This is a genomic window from Rhodoferax mekongensis (assembly GCF_032191775.1).
GTDB lineage: Bacteria > Pseudomonadota > Gammaproteobacteria > Burkholderiales > Burkholderiaceae_C > Allorhodoferax > Allorhodoferax mekongensis.
In genome coordinates this window covers 3,483,757-3,508,292 of record NZ_CP132507.1, presented here as the reverse complement: position 1 = coordinate 3,508,292, position 24,536 = coordinate 3,483,757, and the positions used below count along the sequence as shown (strand labels likewise).

The 24,536-nt window shown below is 58.3% G+C and carries 23 protein-coding genes and 5 tRNA genes; 20 read left to right on the top strand and 8 right to left on the bottom strand.

Translation table 11 applies throughout. The annotated features are described in order from the left end of the window. Positions 1-21 precede the first annotated feature (21 nt). A complete protein-coding gene (gene murB, locus RAN89_RS16745) occupies positions 22-1,092 on the top strand; it encodes a UDP-N-acetylmuramate dehydrogenase (protein WP_313867357.1) in 1,071 nt (356 codons plus the stop codon). 45 nt (positions 1,093-1,137) lie between these two features. Further along, a complete protein-coding gene (locus tag RAN89_RS16740) occupies positions 1,138-2,103 on the top strand; it encodes a complex I NDUFA9 subunit family protein (RefSeq protein WP_313867356.1) in 966 nt (321 codons plus the stop codon). On the opposite strand, the gene RAN89_RS16735 is transcribed toward RAN89_RS16740, so the two are convergent. Continuing rightward, positions 2,080-4,008 carry an ATP-binding protein gene (locus RAN89_RS16735; protein ID WP_313867355.1) on the bottom strand — a complete coding sequence of 643 codons (1,929 nt, stop codon included), beginning with the start codon at positions 4,006-4,008 and terminating at the stop codon, positions 2,080-2,082. The two genes, RAN89_RS16740 and RAN89_RS16735, sit on opposite strands and share 24 nt — an antisense overlap. A 9-nt stretch (positions 4,009-4,017) precedes the next feature. Next, on the bottom strand, positions 4,018-4,479 hold the full coding sequence (locus RAN89_RS16730; protein WP_313867354.1) for a putative pterin-binding protein: 462 nt from the start codon (positions 4,477-4,479) through the stop codon (positions 4,018-4,020). 355 nt (positions 4,480-4,834) lie between these two features. On the opposite strand from RAN89_RS16730, the gene RAN89_RS16725 reads away from it, so the two are divergent. From RAN89_RS16725 to RAN89_RS16700, 6 genes are all read left to right on the top strand, one after another. Further along, positions 4,835-5,980 carry a Fic family protein gene (locus tag RAN89_RS16725; RefSeq protein WP_313867353.1) on the top strand — a complete coding sequence of 382 codons (1,146 nt, stop codon included), beginning with the start codon at positions 4,835-4,837 and terminating at the stop codon, positions 5,978-5,980. A 161-nt stretch (positions 5,981-6,141) separates the two neighbouring features. Then, positions 6,142-6,390 carry a hypothetical protein gene (locus RAN89_RS16720; RefSeq protein WP_313867352.1) on the top strand — a complete coding sequence of 83 codons (249 nt, stop codon included), beginning with the start codon at positions 6,142-6,144 and terminating at the stop codon, positions 6,388-6,390. Continuing rightward, entirely contained in the window at positions 6,353-7,414 is a 1,062-nt protein-coding gene (locus RAN89_RS16715; RefSeq protein WP_313867351.1) for a DNA cytosine methyltransferase, read from the top strand. The genes RAN89_RS16720 and RAN89_RS16715 overlap by 38 nt, the downstream gene beginning before the upstream one ends. Before the next feature lie 2 nt (positions 7,415-7,416). After that, on the top strand, positions 7,417-9,327 hold the full coding sequence (locus tag RAN89_RS16710) for a hypothetical protein (protein ID WP_313867350.1): 1,911 nt from the start codon (positions 7,417-7,419) through the stop codon (positions 9,325-9,327). Then, complete coding sequence (locus tag RAN89_RS16705) at positions 9,317-10,150, top strand: hypothetical protein (RefSeq protein WP_313867349.1); 834 nt, start codon at positions 9,317-9,319, stop codon at positions 10,148-10,150. The genes RAN89_RS16710 and RAN89_RS16705 overlap by 11 nt, the downstream gene beginning before the upstream one ends. Next, the gene (locus RAN89_RS16700) at positions 10,143-10,871 is read left to right on the top strand and encodes a DUF6339 family protein (RefSeq protein ID WP_313867348.1); all 729 of its coding nucleotides are present in this window, start codon (positions 10,143-10,145) and stop codon (positions 10,869-10,871) included. The genes RAN89_RS16705 and RAN89_RS16700 overlap by 8 nt, the downstream gene beginning before the upstream one ends. A 70-nt stretch (positions 10,872-10,941) precedes the next feature. Here RAN89_RS16700 and argG read toward each other — a convergent pair whose 3' ends face one another. The 3 genes from argG to RAN89_RS16685 form a co-directional block, all read right to left on the bottom strand. Beyond that, positions 10,942-12,273 (bottom strand): argininosuccinate synthase, encoded by a 1,332-nt coding sequence (gene argG, locus RAN89_RS16695; protein ID WP_313867347.1) that lies wholly within the window; start codon positions 12,271-12,273, stop codon positions 10,942-10,944. 103 nt (positions 12,274-12,376) lie between these two features. Continuing rightward, positions 12,377-12,703, bottom strand: coding sequence for a pyrimidine/purine nucleoside phosphorylase (gene ppnP, locus RAN89_RS16690; RefSeq protein WP_313867346.1), 327 nt, complete (start codon positions 12,701-12,703; stop codon positions 12,377-12,379). A 74-nt stretch (positions 12,704-12,777) separates the two neighbouring features. Further along, positions 12,778-13,128, bottom strand: a complete 351-nt coding sequence (locus RAN89_RS16685; RefSeq protein ID WP_313867345.1) for an ArsC family reductase — start codon at positions 13,126-13,128, stop codon at positions 12,778-12,780. A 48-nt stretch (positions 13,129-13,176) separates the two neighbouring features. Between RAN89_RS16685 and folC the strand changes: the two genes are divergently transcribed. The 12 genes from folC (at position 13,177) to RAN89_RS16625 (ending at position 21,468) form a co-directional block, all read left to right on the top strand. Beyond that, complete coding sequence (gene folC, locus RAN89_RS16680; RefSeq protein ID WP_313867344.1) at positions 13,177-14,523, top strand: bifunctional tetrahydrofolate synthase/dihydrofolate synthase; 1,347 nt, start codon at positions 13,177-13,179, stop codon at positions 14,521-14,523. Positions 14,524-14,534: 11 nt separating this feature from the next. Next, the gene (locus RAN89_RS16675) at positions 14,535-15,341 is read left to right on the top strand and encodes an SPOR domain-containing protein (protein WP_313867343.1); all 807 of its coding nucleotides are present in this window, start codon (positions 14,535-14,537) and stop codon (positions 15,339-15,341) included. Between the two features lie 12 nt (positions 15,342-15,353). Beyond that, complete coding sequence (locus RAN89_RS16670) at positions 15,354-15,842, top strand: CvpA family protein (RefSeq protein WP_313867342.1); 489 nt, start codon at positions 15,354-15,356, stop codon at positions 15,840-15,842. Positions 15,843-15,852: 10 nt separating this feature from the next. Further along, positions 15,853-17,355, top strand: a complete 1,503-nt coding sequence (gene purF / locus RAN89_RS16665; RefSeq protein ID WP_313867341.1) for an amidophosphoribosyltransferase — start codon at positions 15,853-15,855, stop codon at positions 17,353-17,355. Positions 17,356-17,359: 4 nt separating this feature from the next. Continuing rightward, complete coding sequence (locus tag RAN89_RS16660) at positions 17,360-18,571, top strand: O-succinylhomoserine sulfhydrylase (RefSeq protein ID WP_313867340.1); 1,212 nt, start codon at positions 17,360-17,362, stop codon at positions 18,569-18,571. Between the two features lies 1 nt (position 18,572). Further along, complete coding sequence (gene gltX, locus RAN89_RS16655; RefSeq protein ID WP_313867339.1) at positions 18,573-19,973, top strand: glutamate--tRNA ligase; 1,401 nt, start codon at positions 18,573-18,575, stop codon at positions 19,971-19,973. A 75-nt stretch (positions 19,974-20,048) separates the two neighbouring features. After that, a tRNA-Ala gene (locus tag RAN89_RS16650) sits at positions 20,049-20,124 on the top strand. A 32-nt stretch (positions 20,125-20,156) separates the two neighbouring features. Next, a tRNA-Glu gene (locus RAN89_RS16645) sits at positions 20,157-20,232 on the top strand. Between the two features lie 102 nt (positions 20,233-20,334). Next, positions 20,335-20,411 (top strand) — tRNA-Asp (locus tag RAN89_RS16640). A gap of 61 nt (positions 20,412-20,472) precedes the next feature. After that, positions 20,473-20,548: transfer RNA gene (locus RAN89_RS16635), tRNA-Glu, on the top strand. Positions 20,549-20,650: 102 nt separating this feature from the next. Then, positions 20,651-20,727, top strand: a tRNA-Asp gene (locus RAN89_RS16630). 81 nt (positions 20,728-20,808) lie between these two features. Further along, positions 20,809-21,468 (top strand): DUF1345 domain-containing protein, encoded by a 660-nt coding sequence (locus RAN89_RS16625; RefSeq protein WP_313867338.1) that lies wholly within the window; start codon positions 20,809-20,811, stop codon positions 21,466-21,468. On the opposite strand, the gene RAN89_RS16620 is transcribed toward RAN89_RS16625, so the two are convergent. Genes RAN89_RS16620 through RAN89_RS16610 form a run of 3 tightly spaced genes read right to left on the bottom strand, consistent with a single transcriptional unit; the run spans position 21,465 to position 24,527 of the window. Next, a complete protein-coding gene (locus tag RAN89_RS16620; RefSeq protein ID WP_313867337.1) occupies positions 21,465-22,397 on the bottom strand; it encodes a DMT family transporter in 933 nt (310 codons plus the stop codon). The genes RAN89_RS16625 and RAN89_RS16620 overlap by 4 nt on opposite strands. Continuing rightward, entirely contained in the window at positions 22,398-22,892 is a 495-nt protein-coding gene (locus RAN89_RS16615) for a methylated-DNA--[protein]-cysteine S-methyltransferase (protein WP_313867336.1), read from the bottom strand. Positions 22,893-22,931: 39 nt separating this feature from the next. Beyond that, positions 22,932-24,527 carry a DNA-3-methyladenine glycosylase 2 family protein gene (locus RAN89_RS16610; RefSeq protein WP_313867335.1) on the bottom strand — a complete coding sequence of 532 codons (1,596 nt, stop codon included), beginning with the start codon at positions 24,525-24,527 and terminating at the stop codon, positions 22,932-22,934. Positions 24,528-24,536: the final 9 nt, after the last annotated feature.

Sequence of the window (24,536 nt, the reverse complement as noted above, 5' to 3'; positions counted from 1 at the left end):
ATGCAATGAGACAATCTGGGAATGGTAGTCGAGAAAAACATTCCCCTGCAGGCGTTTAACACGTTCCGTATCGTCGCCAAGGCCCATGCCCTGGCCCGAATCACCCACGAACAGGACGTCCGGGACCTGTTGGCCGACCCCGAATGGGCCGCCGCGCCCAAGTTTGTGCTGGGTGGTGGCAGCAATATCGTGCTGACCGGTGACGTGAAGCCTTTGGTGCTCAAGGTCGAGGTGCCGGGCCTCAAAGTGGTGGGCGAAACCGCCAAAGCGGTGATTGTGGAAGCCGGCGCTGGCGAAAACTGGCACGACTTCGTGACCTGGACGCTGGACCAGAACCTGCCCGGCATGGAAAACATGGCCCTGATTCCTGGCACGGTGGGCGCCTCGCCAGTGCAAAACGTGGGCGCCTATGGCGTGGAGCTGCAAGACCGCTTTGACTCGCTGGACGCCATCGACCTGCAAACCGGCCAGGTCTTCACCCTGAATGCCGCGCAATGCGCCTTTGGCTACCGCGACTCGGTGTTCAAGCACGCCAGCAGCGGGGAAATGGACATGCACCAGCCGCTTGGCCTGAAAGACCGCGCTTTGATTCTGCGGGTGCGGTTTGCCTTGCCCAAGGTGTGGAAGCCCGTGCTGGGCTATGCCGACATCGAGCGCAAGATGGCTGAACATGGTGTTGCCGAGCCCACCCCCCGCCAGATTTATGACTGGGTGTGCGAAGTGCGCCGCGCCAAGCTGCCGGACCCTGCGGTCATCGGCAACGCTGGCAGCTTCTTCAAAAACCCCACGGTCACCGCCGAGCAGTGCGAAGACATCATCGCCCGCGACCCCAAGGTCGTGCATTACCGGCTGGACAACGGCTCGGTCAAGCTGGCCGCCGGCTGGCTCATTGATTCGTGCGGCTGGAAAGGCAAATCGGTGGGGCAGGCCGGCGTCTATGAAAAGCAGGCGCTGGTGCTGGTGAACCGTGGTGCCGGGGTGGACGGCAACGGAGCCACCGGCGGCGAAGTCATGACCCTGGCCAAAGCCATTCAAACCAGTGTGTACGAGCGCTTCGGCATCCTGCTGGAGCCGGAGCCTGTGGTCATCTAAACCCCTGGCTTGCAGTCAGATTCGCTTAAGGGCTACCCTGTCTGCATGAAAAACATCTTTGTTCTCGGTGGCACCGGCTTCGTCGGGCGCCACGTGGTCCAGAAACTGGTCAAGCAAGGCTACACGGTCACAGTGGCCACACGGCGCGCCGTCAATGCGCGTGAGCTGCAAACCCTGCCCACGGTCACGGTGGCCGAGCTCAATGTCCATGATCCCCTGGCCTTGCAGCAGGCGCTGGCCGGGCACGATGCGGTGGTGAATCTGGTCGCCATCCTGCATGGCTCCGAGGCTGCATTTCAGAAAGTCCATGTGGACCTGCCCGCCAAGCTGGCCCATGCTGCAGTGGCTGCCGGTTTGCCGCACGTGGTGCATGTCAGCGCGCTGGGTGCCAACCCCCAGCAACCGGACGCAGCGCCGTCGCGCTACCTGCGCAGCAAATCCCGCGGCGAGCTGGCCTTGAGTCACCCTGCCTTGGCCGTGTCAGTGCTGCGCCCCAGCGTCATCTTCGGGGCGGAAGACAAGTTTTTGAACATGTTTGCCAAGCTGCAGCAAGTGTTTCCCTTGATGCCGCTTGCAGGTACCCATGCGCGCTTTCAGCCGGTGTGGGTGGAAGACGTGGCCAGTGCTGTAGTGCGCCTGGTGCAATCACGTGCTGCGGCAGGGGCTACCGGTGTGTGGGAGGCTTGCGGTCCGCAGGTCTATACCTTGGGCGCGCTGGTTCATGGCGCCGGGGTGTGGGCCGGCATTGCTGAGGGACGTGGTCGCCCGGTGATTCCGCTGCCTGAATGGGCGGGCCGATTGCAGGCCGCCTTGATGCAGCTCGCCCCCGGCGAGCCGCTCATGAGCGGCGACAACCTCGATTCAATGAAGGTGGATAACGTGGCTAGCGGCATCGAGGCCGGGTTGTCAGAGCTGGGCATTCAAGCCGCCGCGCTGGAGCCCATTGCCATGGACTACCTGCAGCGCGGCCGGCCCGGCCACGGCTTGTTAGGCCTGCGCCGCCGCACCTGACGGCGCTGCATTTGCAGCAGCCAAGCACTTTTGCATGGCTGCTTGCAGCTGGCCGATTTGCACCGGCTTGGTCACAAAGTCGTTCACCCCGGCGGCCAGCGCCTGCTCTTTGGCGTCGTTCATCACGTCCGCCGTCAGCACGATGATGGGCACCTGCGCCATCGGGCCGTTCATCGCGCGGATGGTGCGGGTGGCCGTCAGCCCGTCCATGATGGGCATGTGCACGTCCATCAGCACGAGGTCAAACATTTCGCGCTCGGCGGCTTCCACCGCCAGCTGACCGTTTTCGCAGAAGGTGGCTTTGCAGCCCATCTTGTCCAACAAAATGCCCACAAACTTGCGGTTCACCGGGTGGTCTTCTGCCACCAGCACGCGCAGCGCGTTCAAAGGCGGCGGTGCATCGGTTGCTGGTGCGCTTGCCTCGCTTGTAGACGCATCGGTGGGCGCGGCCACGGGCGCGGGCTTGGTGAACGATTGAATGTTCACCGGCGCTGCGGCCGCAGGAGGGGCAGGGCAAGTGGTAAAGGGCAGATGCAGGGTGAACACCGAGCCCTTGCCCAGCGTGCTTTCCACCTCAATCGCGCCCCCCATCATGCGGGCCAGGGTTTGCGAAATTTCCAGTCCCAGGCCAGTGCCGCCAAACTTGCGGGCCAGCCCACCGTCCACCTGGTAAAAGCGCTGGAACAGGCGGGACAACACATGGTCATCCATGCCGATACCGGTGTCTTCCACCAAAAAGGCCAAGCCGGTGTTGCCATCAGTGCGCGGGCGGGAGACGACGGTGAGCGTCACACCACCGTGGTCGGTGAACTTCAGTGCGTTGTTCACCAGATTGAACAGAATCTGCTTCAAGCGCGTGGCGTCCGCCAGCACCCAGGCCGGCAACTCCGCTTGCACGATGATGGAGAACTTCAGCTGCTTCTCCACGGCCAGCGGGTTCATCAGCGCGTTCACCTCGTTGAGCAGTGCTGACAGCTGCACCGGCTCGGGGTTCAGCGTCATCTTGCCGGACTCCAGGGCTGATACATCCAATATGTCGTTCAAGAGCGTCAGCAAGTGGTTGGCGGAGCCTTTGGCCGTTTTGATGTAGTCGGCCTGCGCGGTGGTCAGCGGGGTGCTTTCCAGCAGGCTCATCATGCCCAGCATGCCGTTGAACGGCGTGCGCAGCTCGTGGCTCATGTTCGCCAAAAACTGGCTCTTGCCCCGGTTGGCGGCTTCAGCGCGGAAGTGCGCTTCCCGCAGTTCGTGGGTCAGGTCCTCCAGGGCCTGGCGCTCCTGCTCCTGCCGGCGTTGGCGCAAGGCCAGGGCCGCAGCCGCAATCAGCAAAAAAATCAGCTGGGCCAGTGTCAGGCGAATGATCTGGTTGTTCTGCTCCAGCATCGTCTTGTCCTGGCTTTCCAGCAAGGCGGCAATCTCCGAGGTGGCCGCCAGGCTCAGCGCCTGCACATCCACCCCTACGGTGTTGAATTCCTTCAGCAGTTCGGCCAGGTCTTTTTTGTTCAGGGGCGTTGCCGCCATCACCTTGTCCGCCATGGCAACCACCTGCTCCACATGGGGCATGGCCTTTTTGTACTCAGCCCGGTGGGTAATCAAGTCGGTGGTCGGGTTGTCACGCAGCAGGTTGAGGCGGCTCAAAAACAGGTCATAGCGCAGGGTCAGGTTGTCAGTGTCCGGGGCGCCGGTTCGGATCACATTGGCCTCCAGCGTCTGGCGAAAGCGCAAAAACTCCCGCTCAAACTGGAACACCAGCGCCGTGATGGAGTCTGCCCGCAGGTCGTTGGCCCGCTCGATCGCCCGTTTCTGGGTGATCTGCAAGGCCAGCAAAATAGCCATGGCCACCGCCAGCACGCCCGTGCCCACGGCAAGCCACAACAGGTAGCGCTTGTTTTTGCTGGAGCCGTTCAATGGAAGCCCTTATTCCACCGCAATCGACTTCAACTGCCAGGCCGAGCGCTCGTAGTACACGTTGGAGCGCAGCTCTGCCTTGGTATCAAAGGGGTAAACAATGAACAGCGGCCCCTTGGTGCGCACCGGAATGGCCTGGTCGTTCATCTGGTGGGCCACGATCACGTCGAACTTGGTGGCGTCGTCAAACGGAATACTGGTCTGGTAGTCGTTCAGGGCTGCCGCCTTGAGCGTGGTGCCGCTGGCCTTGGCTGCGGCCAATACGTCGCGCAGCAAGGGGCCTTTGAATTTGATGGGATTTTTGTCCCAGGGAGTTTTGGTGCTGAAAGTTTGCTGCGGCAGCTTTTCCAGCATGGCCAGGTCAAACGCGGCGCCCTCGGCGCTGTTTTTTTCAGCCACCTTGCCGGTGATGGTCAAGATCACTTTGCCCTTGGCGGGCTCCAAGGCGAAAGCACACGTGTGTGCTGCCATCCATACACAAGCTGCGGCAATGAGGGGTCGTCTGGCAATGGTCATCCTGAAACTCCTAGTGTGTGAATAGGCTGGGCTAGTGTAGTCCACGAGCCCTCGGTTTAACAATTAAATCGGCATTTTTGGTGGATTCATAAATTGTGCTGCGGTTATAGGGGGCAATACTTGCAATTCACTATTATTTTGATAGCAGCTCGCGCAGATTGAACGGGCGCTGGAGTCTGTTTTTGCATAGAGACGCAGTATTCAACCTTTCGGGTAGCTGATGAGCTATTCAAGTCGTCTTTCATCCTTGCCTCTCGGTTTAAAGAATGCTTTAATTTGATGAGATCGTATTAAAGACATCTTTCACAACATGCGCGCCACAGGAACCTACTTACCTTCCACCACCATGGGCGAACTGGTGCAGGCCTTTGTGCCACACCCCTTGCCACCTGCCCAACCTGTGTTGGCCCCAGAGAGCTATACCGAGGCCAACCGGGCGGCTGAGCTGGCGCTGGCACGCCTGTCCGGCGTGGCCGGGCTAGTGCCCTCGGTGGACTGGCTGCTCTACAGCGCCATCCGCAAAGAGGCGCTGCTCACCACCCAGATAGAAGGCACCCAGGCCACGCTGGACGATCTGTTTGACGAAGAGGCTGGCTTTACGGTGAGCAATACCGACGATGTGGAAGAGGTCACCAACTACCTGCGCGCCTTCAGGCTCGTTCAATCGCAGCTTCGTGACCCGGCGGGCCTGCCCCTCAGCGTGCGCCTGCTGTGCGACGCCCACCGCCTGTTGCTGGATGGTGCCCGCGGCAACGGAAAGCAACCCGGCGAACTGCGCCGCTCGCAAAACTGGATTGGCGGCACCCGCCCCGGCAACGCCGTGTTTGTGCCTCCACCACCCGAACATGTGCCTCCATTGCTGGCTGATCTAGAGCGCTTCATCCACGACGAAAGCCAAGCTTTGCCACCGTTGGTGAAGATCGCGCTCATCCACCAGCAGTTTGAGACTATTCACCCGTATCTGGATGGCAACGGCCGCATTGGCCGCTTGCTGATTGCCGCGTTGCTGGAGCATTGGAGCCTGCTGCCAGAGCCCTTGATGTACCTCAGCGGCTACCTCAAGCAACACCAAGCCGAGTACTACCGCCGGCTGTCCAACGTGCGCATCGAGGGCGACTGGGAAGGCTGGGTGGCGTTTTTCTTGGAAGGCGTGTCAGTGGCTGCGCAGGATGCCGAGCGCAACATCGTGGCCATCGCCACGTTGCTGGCTACTGATCGCCGCAGTTTGCTGGCTGCGCCCAAAGCTGGGCCTAGCAGCTACCGCTTGTTTGAAATGCTACCCATGATGCCGCGCTTCACCATCGACCAAGTACGCCAGAAGCTGGCCACCACATTCCCCACCGCCACGGCGGCGGTGAAGGTGCTGGAAGACTTGGGTATCGTGGCTGAGATTACGGGGCAGAAGACAAATCGTAGCTATAGCTATAAAAGCTACGTGGACTTGTTGAGCCAGTAAGTCGCTAGGTGCAGTAAATCAACAAAGGTGTTCATGACTAAAAGTCTTGGCCGTAGGTGTTGCCCACTGCAAGACTCGCCATGTGAACGGTTAAGTCAGTCAAAAATACATAGCAAAAATGTGTGATACATTTAAAAAATGTAGTTCCATCAGGAGTGTCTATGGATTCAAAAACAAATAATGCGTTGGCGCGTAACAAGCGTGCGAAGTTTGTAGAGCTTGCCAACAAACGTGTTAACCGCGCGATCAAGGACCTAGAGTTAGTAGCGAATTTAGCGAATCGTCGAAATTATGATTTTGATGAGGAGCAGGCCAAAAAGATAATCAAAGTTCTGCAAAATCAAATGGATTTGCTGAAGCAAAGCTTTCTAAATGGGAACTCGTCCCGGCAAATCACTTTTGAACTCTAAGATGGAAAAAAAACAAGATACCTTAAAAGCAGGTGCGCTTTTCGCTGGAATTGGTGGATTTTGCGTTGGATTTCAGCAATCAAGTATTCCTACGGTTTGGGCTATTGAGAATGATCTCGCTGCCGTCGAGACATATAGTGCGAATTTGGGTAAAAAAGTATTGTTGGACGATGCAGGGTTACCCAAGAGTATCAAAGACATATCAATAGAAAAGGATGGATTATGTCCAGTAGATGTACTGCATGCAGGGTTCCCATGTCAAAGTTTTTCTGTCGCGGGTGAGCGTAAGGGATTTGATGATCCGAGGGGACAGTTATTTTATGAAATCATCCGTCTAGTAAAAGAGTTTGGTGAAGCTAGACCTAGTGTTTTACTGCTCGAGAATTCGCCGAACTTACGGATTGGAGAGGGTGGTAGTTGGTTTATTGAACTCACTAATCAGATTAAAAAAGCTGGATATTGGTTTCGTGAGAATAACGCCTTCGAACTGGATTCGTTCGATTACACCTATGTCCCCCAAAGGCGGAAGCGACTTTTTATGGTCGCTTTTGCTACCAATCGATTTCGAAATGGGAAGATTTCTCTCAATTTTTCTTTAGCCAGTTCGCAAAAGGATCTCTCGGAGTTTATAAATTTTGATGGCAGCTTAGAGGATGACTCATATTATCTAGATCCAGATAATAAATATTACAAGATGCTAACGGAGAAGGGCTCAACCCCAAGGTCAATTCTTCAGCTGCGAAAATATGAGGTCCGAGATAAAGGTGAAAATGTAGTTCCGACTCTTACTGCAAATATGGGGCAAGGTGGTCACAACGTGCCATTTTTAATGGACTCCAAGGGGCTACGCAAACTTACTGAATATGAGTGTTTGAAGTTACAGGGCTTTCCCATTGATTACAAGTTTCCAGAAGGCGTGCCAAGAGCAAAAAGGTACCAGCAAGTAGGAAATTCTGTAGTTCCACCGTTAATTGCACTGCTTGCCGGCGCGATTAAGGAAAAAATTGTTCAGGAGAGGATTTAATTATGATTTCTTGGTGTCACCCAATTGATGGAGCAAATCAATGGGATGGTTTTAATGAGCCTGGTGTAGAGCATTTCGCAGGAAGTCCTCTAAAAAGTTTGGCTCGTGAGATTGTCCAGAACTCACTTGATTCGCATGACCCCTCCAAGCCGGGCCCTGTGCGAGTGGAGTTTGAAGAGATTTCAATCAAACCCAAGGATATTCCGGGATATCTTGAGCTCTTGGAGACCGTAAGCCTTTGTCTCGCTGCTGCACCCGCCGAAGGAGAAAAAGCGGAGTTGTTCTTTTCCAATGCTCTTGCGGAGTTGAAAAAAACAAGGATCAAGGCCCTTGTAATTTCTGACTTCAATACTAGAGGTATCGAAGGGCCCGCTGAGAACGGAACGCCTTACTTTGCTTTCATGAAAGCAAAGGGGCAGAGCAAGAAGATTGATTTAACTGCAGGCGGGTCATATGGGATCGGTAAATTCGCGCCTTTTGCCACATCGAATTTGCGCACTGTATTCGTTTCGACGGCCTTTGTTGATGACGTAGGTAATGTTCAGCAATATACACAGGGAAAAACGATCTTGATGTCGCACGATGATGTACATGGTCATCGGCATCAGGGAGTAGGTTTTTGGGGAGTCACCGAAAAATGCCAACCTGTAGAAGGCCATAGTGAAAAAATCCCCAGTTGGTTAAGTCGTGGTGTGGCGAAAGGCACGCCCGAGATTGGTACAAAACTCGTTATCGTCGGATTTGATTCCAAGCCGGGTTGGCAGCATGTCCTTGCTGCTTCAATTATTGAAAATTTCTTTGGTGCAATCCAGCAGGAAAGACTGGAAGTAGTCATAAACAAGACGCAGAAAATTTCTTATACGGAACTTCAGGAAACATTTGCGAGTGCGCCACTGAGGGTGGCCATTGAGAATGAAGCTGGAGAGCCAGAGCATTTTGATAACTGCAAAGCGTATTCATATTGCCTGAAGTCGCATCAAGAAGCATTCATCGAGAGCAGACAAGATCAAGATTTAGGTTTGTGTGAGGTAAAGATTCTTGTGGGGGAAGGATTGCCCAAGAAGGTCGCCTTTCTGAGAAATGGCATGTTCATTTCAGATTCACTTGATTTGCCGGGCTTGCGTCGATTCTCAGAGTTCAAAGACTTTGTCGCTGTCTTTCAATGTCGTAGCGATAAAGGAATTGCACTACTAAGGAAAATGGAGCCACCCAAGCACGACAGCTTTGAGCCCGACAGGCTGTTTACTCGCGAAGAGCAGGCTCGTGGCAAGCGCGCACTTAAGGAAGTTGCCAACTGGATTCGCGAAATGTTGCGCAGAAATGCAAAAGACCCTGTTTCAGAAGTTACAACTTTGGATGAGCTTAAGGAGTTTTTTGCTGATGAGTCGGCCGATGGGAAGGGCAAAGGCACGGAAGAAACCAATCCATTTGGCAAAGTGTTTATTACAGCAAAGCCACTCCCTCAAAAGAAACAGACGACGCCCAGTACCGTTAGAGGGGTAGCAGATCAGGGTACTGATGACACCACTGAAGAAGAAGGAGGGGGCGGTGGCGGCAAAGATGGCGCGGGTGGCGGAGACGGCAAGGGTGGTGTGGGTGACAGCGCCGGTGGCTCTGGTGCTGGCGGGCAACCCGAGCTGCAGGTATCCCTATCAAATCCTCGCGCAGTGATATTGACACCGGAAACTCGCAGAATCGGCTTTACATCGTCACGATCCGGGAAAGTGAGCATTGCGCTGTTTGAAGTCGGAGCTGATAGCGATTACCCGCTGAATGTTAAGAAGACTTCAGTAGGCGAAATATCCAATGGGAAAATTTTGTTGGACCTCACAAAGAACTCGCGCTCCATCATTGAAGTGGAGTTGGCTGAAATGTTTTCTGGTGCGTTGAAGGTGGTGGCACATGAAGTTTGATCGTTCAAAGACCTTTCCATATCCAGTATTGCGTCCATATAGTGACGATTATGTCGATGGCGAGTTCCAGGCTACAACCGAGTTTGCGATTGACGAGACCTCAATCTCAGTGAAGTGCAGCTATCAGACCTCCTCAATTGAGTTGTTGAGACTGGTTGAGCTAGGTCACGCAAAATTCGCTTCAATTATTTCGTGCCGAGAGACCTACTTTCGACGAACTTTTCTTTCTGACAACGAATCGTTGATCACTGAGTTGCCTTTTGACGCAGTCCGTGGCGAGGTTCTCACAGAATCGTACATAGTTGCGACTCGCGACATAAAAGGCTATTCGTCGCCCGACATCAACCCAGAGTTTGGACAAAAGCGATTCAACTTTGCGGCGGGTCAGATTCTTGCGCAGGATGACACCACAGTCGTATACATCGACCGTGAATTATTTCAACCTGTCTCGGTGGTCCTCGAACTGGTAAGCAATGAGTCGCTTCCTGCTGGCGATTGGCGCGTCGATCTCGACCAAAATCACATACAGATTCAGGTACATCCGTCTATGAAAGAGAGCATTGACAACTCTCGCAGTTCAGCTCAATGTAAGAGCGTACTGATGAATTCAATTTACTTTGGAGCTGTCGTTCATGCGATTCAAGCGCTAAAGGACGAAGACACAGAAAGTGACCTCCGTTGGGTGCGGGTTTTCGAAAGGCAAATTCACAACAGCGGACTTTCCATCGCGGCAGATGACTCATATGTCATAGCGCAACGTCTGATGAAGTCACCACTCAATTTGTTGAATACGTATTTTTTCACGAGGGTCGAAAATGCCTGACGTCAAACTCTTTAAGTCTTCGACTGTCCGATCGCTATTTGACTCGGTCGAAGAAAACCTTGAGAAGTACCGTAGTGGCGATTTCTCTGATCTTCTTCATGACTCAAACCTATTTTTAGGCGCGGCTTGTGATTTCTCCGCTGAACAGAGCGGTGGTCTAGCTTGTACTGCCACTGATGACAATGAAGTCGCTTGCTGTCTAGCGATTTTCAATGCCCTGCCCGCAATCTCTGCATCTCTCGCTAGAGATGAACGCCTTTGGGTGCGCTTGTCGCACATCGAGTTTTGTGAATATGCGCGCACTCGTTGGAAAATTCCTGCGGACAACACTGCAGCAGTTGCTCACATTCGCCGCCACTTTTTTGCTCGTGGTGCGCGCGGAGTCGAGCGTGACAACGCGATTTCTCGCCTTTGGTGGATGACGGAAATTTCTAAGCGCGTTGAAGGGCTAAGTATTGAAGATTCACTAAAGACACTTCTCTTCAAGGCGGACGTTCGTGCCAGCATAGTGGAGCGTCCTACAACGTCACAAAATTCAGTGGTTTTGTCTGCAGTTGTAAACGAATTTCATAAATCATTGTTGGGCGACAAGACCTTGTACGAGCGTGAGACTTATCGCGAATTCATGAAGCGACTAAACCTCGAGGGCGGTACTCGGTTGCTTGAGGCACTGACGCCACAACAAGTAAGTGGCATCATCACTCATATCACCTCGACTTAGCTTCCTAAGCTACTTAAAAGCCCGTCAGGCTTTCATCTGACGGGCTTTGCTTTTTGGGGTTTAAAAGGGCTTAATTACCCAGTTTCAAGAAATCATCCCCCTTGCCCAGCTCCAGCAACCCGGCGTTGCTGTAGATGCCCAGCTTGGCGCGGGTGTCGGTGATGTCCAGGTTGCGCATGGTGAGTTGGCCGATGCGGTCCAGCGGGCTGAAAGGCGCGTCTTCCACTTTTTCCATGCTCAGGCGCTCGGGCGCGTAGGTGAGGTTGGGGCTTTCGGTGTTGAGCAGGCTGTAGTCGTTGCCGCGGCGCAGTTCCATGGTCACGGTGCCGGTCACGGCCTTGGCGACCCAGCGCTGGGCGGTTTCGCGCAGCATGATGGCCTGGCTGTCGAACCAGCGGCCTTGGTACAGCAGACGGCCCAGCTTGCGGCCGTTTTCGCGGTATTGCTCGATGGTGTCTTCGTTGTGGATGCCGGTCACCAAACGCTCGTAGGCGATGAACAGCAGGGCCAGGCCAGGGGCTTCGTAGATGCCGCGGCTCTTGGCTTCGATGATGCGGTTCTCGATCTGGTCGCTCATGCCCAGGCCGTGGCGGCCACCGATTTCGTTGGCCTTGAGGATCAGGCTCACCAGGTCGTCAAAGCGCTGGCCGTTAAGGGCGACGGGGCGGCCTTCTTCAAAGGTGACGCTCACTTCTTCGGCCTTGACCACGCAGTCTTCACGCCAGAAGGGCACGCCCATGATGGGGTTGACGATCTTGATGCCGGAGTTCAAGAACTCCAGGTCTTTGGCTTCGTGGGTGGCGCCCAGCATGTTGCTGTCGGTGCTGTAGGCCTTTTCGGCGCTCATCTTGTAGCCAAAGCCGTTGGCGGTGATGAAGGCGCTCATCTCGGCGCGGCCGCCCAGTTCGTCAATGAACTGCTGGTCCAGCCAAGGCTTGTAGATTTTGAGAGCGGGGTTGGTCAACAGGCCGTAGCGGTAGAAGCGCTCGATGTCGTTGCCCTTGAAGGTGGACCCGTCACCCCAGATGTTCACGTCGTCCTGCTTCATGGCGGTCACCAGCATGGTGCCGGTCACGGCGCGGCCCAGCGGTGTGGTGTTGAAGTAGGTTTGGCCAGCGGTGGTGATGTGGAAGGCGCCTGCCTGCAAGGCGGCAATGCCTTCAGCAGCCAGTTGGGGGCGGCAGTCGATCAAACGGGCCTTGATGGCGCCGTATTCCATGGCTTTGCGGGGGATTTCGTCGTAGTCGGCCTCGTCGGGCTGGCCGAGGTTGGCGGTGTAGGCGTAGGGCTGGGCGCCCTTTTGCTTCATCCACAAGAGGGCAGCGCTGGTGTCCAGGCCGCCGGAGAAAGCGATGCCGACCTTTTGGCCGACGGGGATGTTTTGCAGGATGGTGTTAGACATGGTTTTGGCCTTAATCGGGCTGTAGCGCCCGCCGAATGTGCGCGAGCAGCTATGAAATTAGGAGTAAATCGCTCTGCGGATGAACCGGTAAGGAAGCCGCGAATCAGCCAAAGTGGCAGATGTAGTGGTAAGCCTCAAAGCCTTCAGTCACGCGAATCTGGAACTTGGCATTACCGGGTACGTTGAACTTGTCGCCTTCGCCGCTGGTGACCCAGACGTCAGTGCCGTCGAGCTTGTAGTCGCAGCTGCCGCCCACGCATTCCATGATTTCTGGTGCGCCGGTGTTGAATGTCAGGGTGGCGGGCAGGATGACGCCGACCGACTTTTTGGTGCCGTCAGCCAGGGTGAAGCCGTGGCTCACGCACTTGCCGTCGAAGTACACATTGGCTTTGGTGGTGACGGAAACGTTGTCAAAGTGGGTCGTGGTCATGGTCAAACGTGGAAAAGTAAAGAGAAGAGGGCGGTGCCCCGCGCGCCACAGCGCAGCAGGGCAAAGGCGGGATTTTAGGCCACCCGGGTTTGGAAGGCCGCGTCCGAGAAGCCCACGGTCACGGTGCCGTCGGCCCACACCACCACCGGGCGCTTGATGACGCTGGCATTGGCCAGCATGAGTTGGGCGGCCGAGGTGGCGTCCACCACGGCGGCTTGGGTGGCAACGTCGAGCTTGCGCCAGGTGGTGCCTTTGCGGTTTACCAGCGTTTCCCAGCCTACGGCGCGTATCCAGCCGGGCAGCAGGTCGGCGGGCACGCCCTGCTTTTTGAAATCATGAAACTCGTGGTTGACATGGTGCTCGGTCAGCCAGGTGCGGGCCTTTTTTACCGTGTCGCAGTTGGGGATGCCGTAAAGAATGGTCATCCCTCTATTGTGGCAGTGCATTGCCGGTGGGCGACAATGGCGCCCGCTATGGAACACACACCTGCTATCTCCTCCCTGACCGCGCAATCTTCTCTGGCCGACTGGCTGGCCTACATCGAGTCCATGCACCCCAAAGGCATCAACGGCATTGAGCTGGGGCTGGGCAAGGTGCAAGAGGTAGCCAAGCGCTTGGGGCTGCGGTTTGACTGCCCGGTGTTCACCGTGGCGGGCACCAACGGCAAGGGCTCCACCTGCGCCATGTTGGAAAGCATTCTCGGGCAGGCCGGGTACAAGACAGGCGTGTACACCTCGCCCCACCTGGTGCACTTTGAGGAGCGCATGCGGCTCTTGGGCGAGGCGGCGCCTGCTACTAAATTTGTAGCTGCTTTCGCAGAGGTGGAGAGCGCCAGGTGCCAAAAAGACGCCGAAATCTCGCTCACCTACTTTGAATTCACCACGCTGGCCATTCTGTGGGCGCTGTCCCAAGAGGAGCTGGATGCTGTCATTCTGGAAGTGGGCCTGGGCGGGCGGCTGGACGCGGTCAACATCATCGACACCGACTGCGCCATTATCACCAGCATCGACTTGGACCACATGGAGCTGCTGGGTAACGACCGCGAGACCATTGGTTTTGAGAAAGCCGGCATCATGCGCACCGGCCGGGCTGTGGTGGTGAGCGACCCGGTGCCGCCGCAAAGCGTGCTGGACCGTGCGCTGGAGATAGGCGCAGACCTGTGGCAGGTGGGCACGGATTTCAATGTGTCCGGCGACAAGCAGCAGTGGGGCTGGGCCGGGCGCGGGCGCCGCTACAGCGGGCTGGCCTACCCGGCGCTGCGCGGCGCCAACCAGCTGGTCAACGCCGCGGGCGTGTTGGCCGCACTGACGGCCATGCGCGAGCGCCTGCCGGTCACGGCACAGGCGGTGCGCAACGGCTTGGCTTTTGTGGAGCTGCCCGGGCGCTTCCAGATCATTCCCGGCCAGCCCAGCCTGGTGCTGGACGTGGCGCACAACCCGCACTCGGTGGCGGCGCTGGCGGCCAATCTGGACGCCATGGGCTTCTTCCCTACCACCCACGCCATTTTTGGCGCCATGGCCGACAAAGACCTGGCGCCCATGCTGGCCAAGGTGGGCCCCATGATCGACCGCTGGTATTTCACCGATCTGCCCAGCCCGCGCGCCGCCAGTGGCGCCAGCCTGCAGGCCCAGTGGCGAGCCCAAAACACCCGCAAAGACGCATCGGCCACCGTCCATGCCGACCCCATGCAGGCACTGGACGCTGCCATCGCTGCGGCAGACCCGGCTGATAGAATCGTGGTCTTTGGGTCGTTCTACACCGTGGGCGGCGTTCTGCAACAGGGCACACCACGCCTGCAAGCCAAACATCTGAACCCTTAAGTCTTCCGCTCATGGCTTTTTTCAAGTTCCGCAAAGGTGGCGACGAACAGCCCACCCCACCCACCGCGTCAGAGAGCGTAGAGGCCATGCGCAGGCGCGCACGCCACCGCTTGGTGGGTGCTGCCGTGCTGGTGGCCATTGGCGTGGTGGGCTTCCCGCTGCTGTTTGACAGCCAGCCGCGCCCGATTGCGGTGGACATTCCGATCGAAATTCCGGACAAAGGCAAAGTGCGTCCCTTGGGTGCGCCCCCCTTGCCTGCAGCCACCCAAGCCGGCGGTGCCATCATTGAGGAGCGCGAAGAGCCCGCAGCCCCTGCCGCCAGCGCGCCGGCCCCCAAAGTGGCCTTGGCGGAAACCAAGACCGCTGCCGACAAGCCCGAGGCCAAACCCGAATCCAAGCCCGAGGCCAAGAAGCCCGAGGCCAAGCCCGCCGAGAAGGTGGCAGAGAAGCCTGCCGAGAAACCCGCAGCCGCCAAACCCGATGCCAAAGCTGCAGACGCTGCCAAAGCGCAGGCCCTGCTGGAGGGCAAGCCGACCGCAGATGCCAAACATGCCGAGCACAAGGCCGATAAAAAGCCCGCAGCCGATGCAGGCCGCTTCGTGGTGCAGGTAGGCGCGTACACCGAGGCAGGCAAGCTGCAGGAAGCCCGCTCCAAGGTAGAGAAAGCCGGCTTCAAGACCTACACCCAAGTGGTGGGCACCAAAGACAGCCAGCGCACACGGGTGCGCATAGGCCCCTTTGCCACCAAGGCGGATGCCGAGAAAGCGGCAGACAAGATCAAAAAGCTGAGCCTGCCTGCGGCCATCCTGGAACTCTAAAGCGAGCCCGGCATGCCCACCGTGGACTGGATTTTTCTGGCCGTTTTGCTGGTGTCCCTGGTAGTCGGGGCGTGGCGTGGGCTGGTGTTTGAGGTGCTGTCGGTGTTGAGTTGGGCGGTGGCCTTTGTGCTGGCCCAGTGGTTTGCGCCCGATGTGGCGGCCCACCTCTCGATGTCGGGGGCGGGCGAAGCAATCCGCTATGCAGCCGGTTTCGTCATCGTGTTTGTGGCGTCCATTTTTGCAGGCGGCCTGGTGGCCTTTCTGGTGAAAAAGTTGATCGCGGCGGTGGGCCTGCGACCTGCGGATCGCATGTTGGGGGCCGGGTTCGGCCTGGTGCGCGGGGTGCTGCTGCTGTTGGCAGTGACCGTGGTGGTCGGCATGACGCCTTTGCACACCAGCGCGTGGTGGACGGAGGCGACTGGGCCGCACATCACCGGCGCCGCGCTCAAGGGCTTGAAGCCCCTGTTACCGCAAGATTTTGGCAAGTATTTACCTGAGTGAGTGAAACCCTATGTGTGGAATTGTTGGCGTTGTCAGTAACGCACCCGTAAACCAGTTGATCTATGACGCGCTGTTGCTCTTGCAGCACCGCGGGCAGGACGCGGCCGGCATCGTCACCCAGCAGGACCGCAAGTTCTTCATGCACAAGGCCAAGGGCATGGTGAAGGACGTATTCCGCACCCGCAACATGCGCGCTTTGCTGGGCAACTCCGGCTTGGGGCAGGTGCGCTATCCCACCGCAGGCAATGCCTTTAGCGAAGAAGAGGCGCAGCCCTTCTACGTGAACGCGCCCTTCGGCATCGTGCTGGTGCACAACGGCAATCTGACCAACGCCAAAGCCCTGAAGGCGGAGCTGTTCAATCTGGACCACCGCCACATCAACACCGAGAGCGACTCTGAAGTGCTGCTCAACGTGCTGGCCCACGAAATCGAAGTCTCCACCCGCGGCCTGCCTTTGCAGCCACAGGACATTTTTGCTGCGGTGTCCCGTGTGCACCAACGCATCAAGGGCTCGTATGCGGTGATCTGCCACATCGCTGGCCACGGCTTGCTGGCATTCCGCGATCCCTTCGGCATTCGCCCGCTGTGCATCGGCAAGGGTGCAGACGGCACCCACATGGTGGCCAGCGAATCCGTGGTGCTGGAAGGAACCAGCCACCAGTTTGTGCGCGATGTGCAGCCCGGCGAAGCCGTGTTCATTGCGCTGGACGGCACGGTGCACAGCCAGCAGTGCGCGGTGAACCCACAGCTCATGCCTTGCATATTTGAGTTTGTGTACCTGGCCCGCCCGGACTCGGTGATGGACGGCATCTCGGTGTATCAGGCGCGTTTGAACCTGGGCGAGACGCTGGCCAAGCGCGTGATCTCCACCGTGCCACCAAACGAAATCGATGTGGTCATTCCCATCCCCGAATCCAGCCGCCCCAGCGCCGCCCAATTGGCCCAGTTGCTGGGCTTGCCCTACCGCGAAGGTTTTGTGAAAAACCGATACGTCGGCCGGACCTTCATCATGCCCGGCCAGGGCGTTCGCAAGAAGTCAGTGCGCCAGAAACTGAACGTGATTGCCAGCGAGTTCAAGGGTCGCAACGTGCTGCTGGTAGATGACTCCATTGTCCGCGGCACGACGTCCAAGGAAATCGTGCAGATGGCGCGCGACGCCGGTGCCCGCAAGGTCTACATGGCCAGCGCTGCACCACCTGTGCGTTACCCCAATGTATACGGTATCGACATGCCGACCAGCAGCGAGCTGGTGGCCCACAACCGCACTGTCGAAGAAGTGCGCGAAATCATCGGTTGCGATGCGCTGATTTACCAGGATGTGGATGGCATGAAAAAAGCGATCGGCGCGCTGGGCAAGAACCTGGCGGGCTTTGATGCCTCCTGCTTTGACGGTGTGTACGTCACCGGGGACATTTCCTCCGACGATATTGTCCGCCTGAACGAAAACCGCGTAGGCGCTGAAGAAGGCCAGGAAGACACCTCCCGCCTGGCGCTGCCCAACCACGCTGACTGACCCTATGAAGCAAACCCACTTACCCGAAGGCCTGCACAACGACACCCTGGCGGTGCGTGCGGCCCTGGAGCGCAGCCAGTACGGCGAAAACTCCGAAGCTCTGTACTTGACCAGCGGCTATGTGCAAAACAGCGCGGCCTCCAGCGCCGCGCGCTTTGCCATGGAGGAAGAAGGCTTTACCTACTCCCGCGTAAGCAACCCCACAGTCACCAGCATGGAAATCCGTCTGGCGGCGCTTGAAGGTACTGAAGCAGCGATTGCCACCTCGTCCGGCATGTCGGCCATTCTGTTGCTGGGCATGGCGCTGCTGAAAGCGGGCGACCACGTTATTTGTTCGCAATCGGTGTTCGGCTCGGTCATTCCGATGTTCAGCCGCGAGTTCGCCAAGTTCGGTGTGGAAACCACCTTCGTGTCGCAAACCGATGTTGAAGCTTGGAAGGCCGCAGTGCGTCCCACCACCAAGCTGCTGTTTGCAGAGACGCCCACCAACCCGCTCACGGAGGTGTGCGACATCCAGGCCTTGGCCGACATTGCACATGGCGCAGGCGCCTTCCTGGCCGTGGACAACTGTTTCGCCACACCGGTGTTGCAGCGTCCGGCCAGCTTGGGCGCTGATTTCATCATCCATTCCGGCACCAAGTTTTTGGATGGCCAGGGCCGCGTGATGGCGGGTGCGATTTGCTGCACCCAGAAGCAACGCGACGACATGTTTTTGCCCGTGATCCGCACCTGCGGCATGGTGCTCGCACCCTTCAATGCCTGGGTGTTGCTCAAGGGCATGGAAACGCTGGCCTTGCGCGTGAAAGCGCAGTCAGAGACGACCTTGGCCTTGGCCCATTGGCTGGAAGCCCAGCCGCAAGTGGCGCGCGTTTATTACCCCGGATTGGCCAGCCACCCGCAACACGAGTTGGCCATGCGCCAGCAGTCCGGCTGCGGAGGCGCCGTGTTGTCCTTTGAGGTGAAAGCACCGGACGTGGAGTCCGCGCGCAAAAACGCATTTCATGTGCTCGACAGCATGCAGGTGCTCTCGCTGTGCACCAACCTCGGCGATACCAAAACGCTGGCGGCGCATCCTGCCAGCACCTCGCACGGCCGCTTGTCGGAAGTGCAGCGTCAGGCGGCCGGCATTGGCCAAGGCCTGATTCGCGTGGCCGTGGGCCTGGACCATATCAATGACATCACCGCCGATCTGGCGCGTGGTTTGCAAACTATCTGACATGAGCAAAATCCGCACTCGTATTGCCCCTTCGCCCACCGGATTTCTGCACCTGGGCACTGCCCGCACCGCGCTGTATTCCTGGGCCTATGCCCGCCACTTCGGTGGTGAGTTTGTGCTGCGCATTGAAGACACCGACGTAGCCCGATCCACCCAGGATTCGGTGGACCAGATTCTGGAATCCATGCGCTGGCTGGGGCTGGAGTACGACGAAGGCCCGGTGTACCAGATGCAGCGCCTGGAGCGCTACAAGGCCGTGGTGGAGCAGCTGATTGCAGAAGGCAAGGCCTACTACTGCTACAGCACACCCGAAGAACTGGATGCCGTGCGCGAAGCCAAAAAGGCCCGCGGGGAAAAGGCGCTGTATGACGGCACCTGGCGCCCCGCACCCGGCAAAACCTTGCCGGCCATTCCCGAAGGCGTCAAACCTGTGGTGCGCTTTTGCAATCCACAAGAGGGTGACGTGACCTGGAATGACCTGGTCAAAGGCCCCATCACCATCAGCAACCGCGAGATTGATGACCTCATCATTGTGCGCACCGATGGCATTCCTACCTACAACTTTGCTGTGGTGGTGGACGACTGGGATATGCAAATCAGCCATGTGTTCCGTGGCGATGAGCACATCAACAACACACCGTGGCAGATCAATATTTTTAATGCGCTCGGTGCGCCTTTGCCTGAGTTCGGCCACTGCCCGGTGATTCTGGGTGATGACGGCCAGAAGCTGTCCAAGCGCCGTGGCGCAGTGAGCGTGACTGCCTATGAAGAGGGCGGTTACCTGCCCGAAGCCATGTTGAACTACCTGGCCCGCTTGGGCTGGAGCCATGGCGACGAAGAGCTGTTCAGCCGCGAGCAGCTGGTGAGCTGGTTCGACGGTACCCACCTGAACAAGAGCCCCGCACAGTGGGACCCCGCCAAGTTGCTGTGGGTCAATGCCCATTACATCAAGCAGGCGGACAACACCCGCCTCGCCAAATTGGTGGCGGTGCAACTGGCCAAGCTGGGCGTGGAACTGCCCGCAGAGACGGTGAACACCCACTTGCCCCAACTGTGCGCCTTGCTCAAGGACCGTTGCGACACCACCGTGGCTTTGGCCCAGTGGGCGTCGAAGTTCTATGCCGATGTGCAAGTCGACGCTGCAGAACGGGCCCAGCATGTGACCGACGCCGTCAAACCCGCCATCGCCACGCTGGCAGAGAAACTCGCAGCGTGCGCGTGGGACAAGGCTTCCATTGCTGCAGTCATCAAGGAAGTGTTGGCCGCACACAGCCTGAAGATGCCGCAACTGGCCATGCCGGTTCGTGTGCTGGTCATGGGTACTGCGCAAACGCCTTCGCTGGATGCCGTGTTGGAACTCAGCGGCAGAACAAAAGTTTTGGATCGGCTTGCTAAAGCCTGAAAAACTTGTATATAATTTGAGGCTCGGAAGTTGAATGCAAAGCCAGACAAAATTTGGCAGTGTGTTCAGGAAATTGGGGGTATAGCTCAGCTGGGAGAGCGCTTGCATGGCATGCAAGAGGTCAGCGGTTCGATCCCGCTTACCTCCACCAATTCTTCTGAAACGGATACGTTCCAAGGTTTTGACCCTATCGTCTAGAGGCCTAGGACATCACCCTTTCACGGTGAGTACCGGGGTTCGAATCCCCGTAGGGTCGCCAGGTTTTACCGCAAGGTAAACGGCAACAAGTCGGTAACAGCTTCTGCAAGGAAGCGACTTGGCTCTCGGTCGAAAGACACAGAGCGAATGGTTACCGCTACCAGGAGTGGTAGTTCAGTTGGTTAGAATACCGGCCTGTCACGCCGGGGGTCGCGGGTTCGAGTCCCGTCCACTCCGCCAAATTTGATAAAAAGCCGTTGAGCATTCAACGGCTTTTTTCTTGAAGAGTTTTCTAGGTTTTGACCCTATCGTCTAGAGGCCTAGGACATCACCCTTTCACGGTGAGTACCGGGGTTCGAATCCCCGTAGGGTCGCCAGGTTTTACCGCAAGGTAAACGGCAACAAGTCGGTAACAGCTTCTGCAAGGAAGCGACTTGGCTCTTGGTCGAAAGACACAGAGCGAATGGTTACCGCTACCAGGAGTGGTAGTTCAGTTGGTTAGAATACCGGCCTGTCACGCCGGGGGTCGCGGGTTCGAGTCCCGTCCACTCCGCCACATTCCGAAAGCCGTTGCATGCAGGTGCAACGGCTTTTTTGTTGTCTGCCTCTGATCTCCTTCGCGTTGCACAATCAAGCCATGTGGATCCACCGACTTTCCCGCACAACCGGTCATCAACGCCTCGTAGTGGGTGCCTGCGTGGGTGCAGGCGTGGCTGCGATCCCAAGTCCTTGGACCTTGGAACTGCAAGTACTCGTAGCTTGGATCGCAGGCGCCACGGCCTACCTGGTGTTGGCGTGGCGCTTGGCCATGGTGTTTGATGCGGACAGCACGCGCTCACGTACACAGTCTCAGGACCAGCCCAGCGTGATCTGGTTCAGCCTCTTGCTCTTGTCTGCGTTTGCGAGTGTGGCGGCCATCGCCATGCTTTTGTCCAACAGCCGTGAGATGGCCTTGCTGGCCCGTGTGGGCCATGTGCTGGTGTCTCTGCTGGCGCTGGTGAGCTCCTGGTTGTTGATGCAATGCATCTTTGCCTTCCGCTATGCGCATCTGTATTACCAGACCGAGCTCAAAGGCCACCCCGCGGGTGGTGGGCTGCAGTTTCCGGGTGTTCTGCCACCGGACTATTTCGATTTTTTGTACTACGCCCACGTGGTGGGCATGACGTCCCAGGTGTCTGATGTGGTGGTGACCTCCCGGCCCATGCGCCACCTCACCCTGTTGCACAGTCTGGCGGCCTTTGCCTTCAACATGATGGTCTTGGCCTTGAGTGTGAACGTCATGGCCGGACTGCTTTAGTCCCCCGGCGGCAAGGGCGCTTTACCCCACGACAATAAGCCCGTGGAGAGCGAAGTGCCCAGCATGATGACCGCCCCGCACAGGCCCATCCACAGGGTGACCGATTCACCAAGCAGCACGACGCCGTACAGGATGGCGAACACCGGAATGGCATAGGTGACGGACAGTGCGCGCGAGGGGCCAGTGCGCTCGATCAGCCTGAAGAAAATCACATAGGCCAAGCCGGTGCACACCACGCCCAGCGCAATCACTGCGCCCCAGGCCTGCAAGGGCGCGGGGTCCGTAGGCCACGCCCAAAGGGTCAAAGGCAACAAGGCCAAAGAAGCCCCCAATTGGCTGCCGGTTGCGAGGACCAAAGACGGCACGCCCGGCAAAAAGCGGCGGGTGAAGCTGGCTGAAATGCCATAGAACAGGCAGGCCGTTAAACAGGCGATCACGGCCAAGGCGCTGGAGCCTGCCCCGGAAGCACCGGCGGCATCACGGTTCAGTGCCAACAGGGCCACCCCCACAAAGCCAACCACCAGACCCAGCACGCGGGAGCCCTGCAATTTGTCTCCCAACCACCACCATGCGATAGCGGCACCGAACAAGGGCACGGTGGCGTTGAGCAGGGCCGACAAGCCGGTGGAAATGGACAGCAGCGCCCAAGAAAGGCAGGCAAAAGGTATCGCGGAGTTCAGCACCCCCACCGTAAAGCACAACTTCCAATGGCGGCGCAGAGCGGGCAACTGGCCTCGCAGCGTGAGCAAGGGCAGAAGAAACAGGCTGGCAATACACACACGCAAACCCGCAGTGGGCAATGCACCAAACGCCTTGCCGCTGGTGCGCATGAACAAGAAGGACGCGCCCCAAATGGCGGCCAGCAGCACAAAATCGAAAACCCACGTCTTGGCGGCGGGCGAGGGTGGGGTGGTGGGGTTGACGCTCACTCAGGGCTTTCGTTGTTCGAGGTTCAGTAATGCTGCCTTGCGGTCCAGGCCACCGGCATACCCGGTCAAGCTGCCGTTGCTGCCCAGCACGCGGTGGCAGGGCACCACGATGCTCAAGGGGTTACGCCCCACCGCAGCAGCCACCGCACGTACGGCGGCAGGCTTGCCGATCTGCTGGCTCAAGGTGGAGTAGCTGATGGTAACGCCGCAGGGAATCGCCAATAGCGCTTGCCAGACGGTTTGCTGAAATACGGTCCCGCTGCTGAAGTCCAGCGTCATTGAAAAACGGGTTTGCTCACCGGCGAAGTAGGCGGCCAGTTGCGCCTGCGCTTCCTTGGTACTCGGGTGAGGAGCGAATGGCAGTTCGGCGATGTCCGGGTAGTGCTTCTGCGCATCGAACCAGACGCCGAGCAGTCCGGCATCATGGCCCGCGAGCAGCATGGGGCCCAAGGGGCTGATCCAGCGGGACAGGCGTGCGGTAGTGGGGATTTTCATGAAATAGGCCTCTGGCGCTCGTGGAATATGCGCAAATAGCTATGTTTTTGATAGTGAATGCCACGCCCTTACGGTGGCATAACCCCGCCAGGGGCGCCAGCGTTGTGAGAGCGCATCTGCCGCAGCGGCCGGGTTGCTGGCTTCTCGCACGCCCAATGCGGACTGCAGAGCCACATCGCCTGAAGGGAAAGCATCCGGCCAGCGCAGCGCCCGCAAGGCGATGTAGTGCGCGGTCCATGCGCCAATACCGGGCAGAGACTGAAGCTTCGCCATGGTGGCCGGTACATCACTACCAGGCTGTAAGTTCAGGGCGCCCGACTGCACCGCCTGCGCCAGAGAGAGGATGGCTTGCTGACGTTGTTTGACGATCCCTAAGCTGCCCAAGGCATCGGGCGACATGGCGGCGAGCGAGGCAGCGTCGGGAAAGCAAAGCGCCAAACCTTGGGGCGCATTCGTTAAGGTGGCGCCGCAATGCGACACCAGCCGTTCGGTCAAGGTGCGGGCTGCTTTGACGGTGATCTGTTGGCCCAGGATGGCGCGCACCGCCAATTCCAGGCCGTCCATGGTGCCGGGTACCCGCATGCCTTCGGTGTGGGGGAAGTCCGCGCACAGCAGCACGTCCACCGCAGCCGGGTCGGCATCCAGATCCAGCCAGGCGTGCATGCGCTGGAGCACCACCGGTAAGGCGCTGGCCAGTGACTCGCTGATGAGTAGCTGCACGCGATGCTGATCAGGCATCCACCGCGCTTCGACCCAACCGCGAAGCGTGGTGCTCTTGTGCTGGAGGCTGATAGTGCGCCGGATCACGCCTTGTTCCGGGTCCACCCACTCCACGCCTGCAACGGAACGTTGCGCGAAAAAGTTCAGCAGGTGCTGGACGTTGAAGGGCGGGCGGTAGGCCGCTTGGAAACGGAAAACTGCAGCCTCAGTCGCCAGACCATGCTGCGCATCGGAACCTTTTCGGGTTCCAATTTGGGTGGCGTGGGAGTCGGAACGCATCGCCTTGCGCAGTGCCGTGGGTTGCAAGCGGTAGTGCTGCACAAAGGCCGCATTGAAGCGGCGCACGCTGGCAAATCCGCTGAGGGCGGCCACATCGGCCACGGGTAGCTGCGTGTCGGTGAGCAGCTGCTTGGCAGTCAAAAGGCGGCGCGTTTGCAGGTAGCTCAGCGGTGTGAGGCCCCAGTGCGCCTCGAAGATGCGGCGCAAATGCCGGTCGCTGATACCTAGCCTGTCCGCTATGACAACGATGCTGGGGCTGTCGTCAGCTTGAGTGGCGTGCTCGATCAGGTCCGCCGCTTGCAGGGCGAGCAGGGCACTGGCGTCCTGCGTAGTCCAGTGCAGGGCAGCACTCTGCGCAGGTGCAAGTTCGGGGCGGCAGCGCAGGCAGGGGCGAAAGCCTGCAGCTTCGGCCTGGGCCGCACGCTCAAAAAAGCGGCAGTTTTCCACTTTGGGCGTGCGCACCCGGCACACCGGCCGGCAGTAAATGCCCGTGCTCGTCACCCCGGTGAAAAAGCGCCCGTCAAACCGCGCATCCCGCGCCTGCAACGCCAGGTAGCGGCCGGCGTCGTCTGCGGTCGTCACTGGCGTGGGTTTGGCGGTGGGCAAGGCGGAGGGCATGTGGGGGATGATACGCATCGAAGCGTG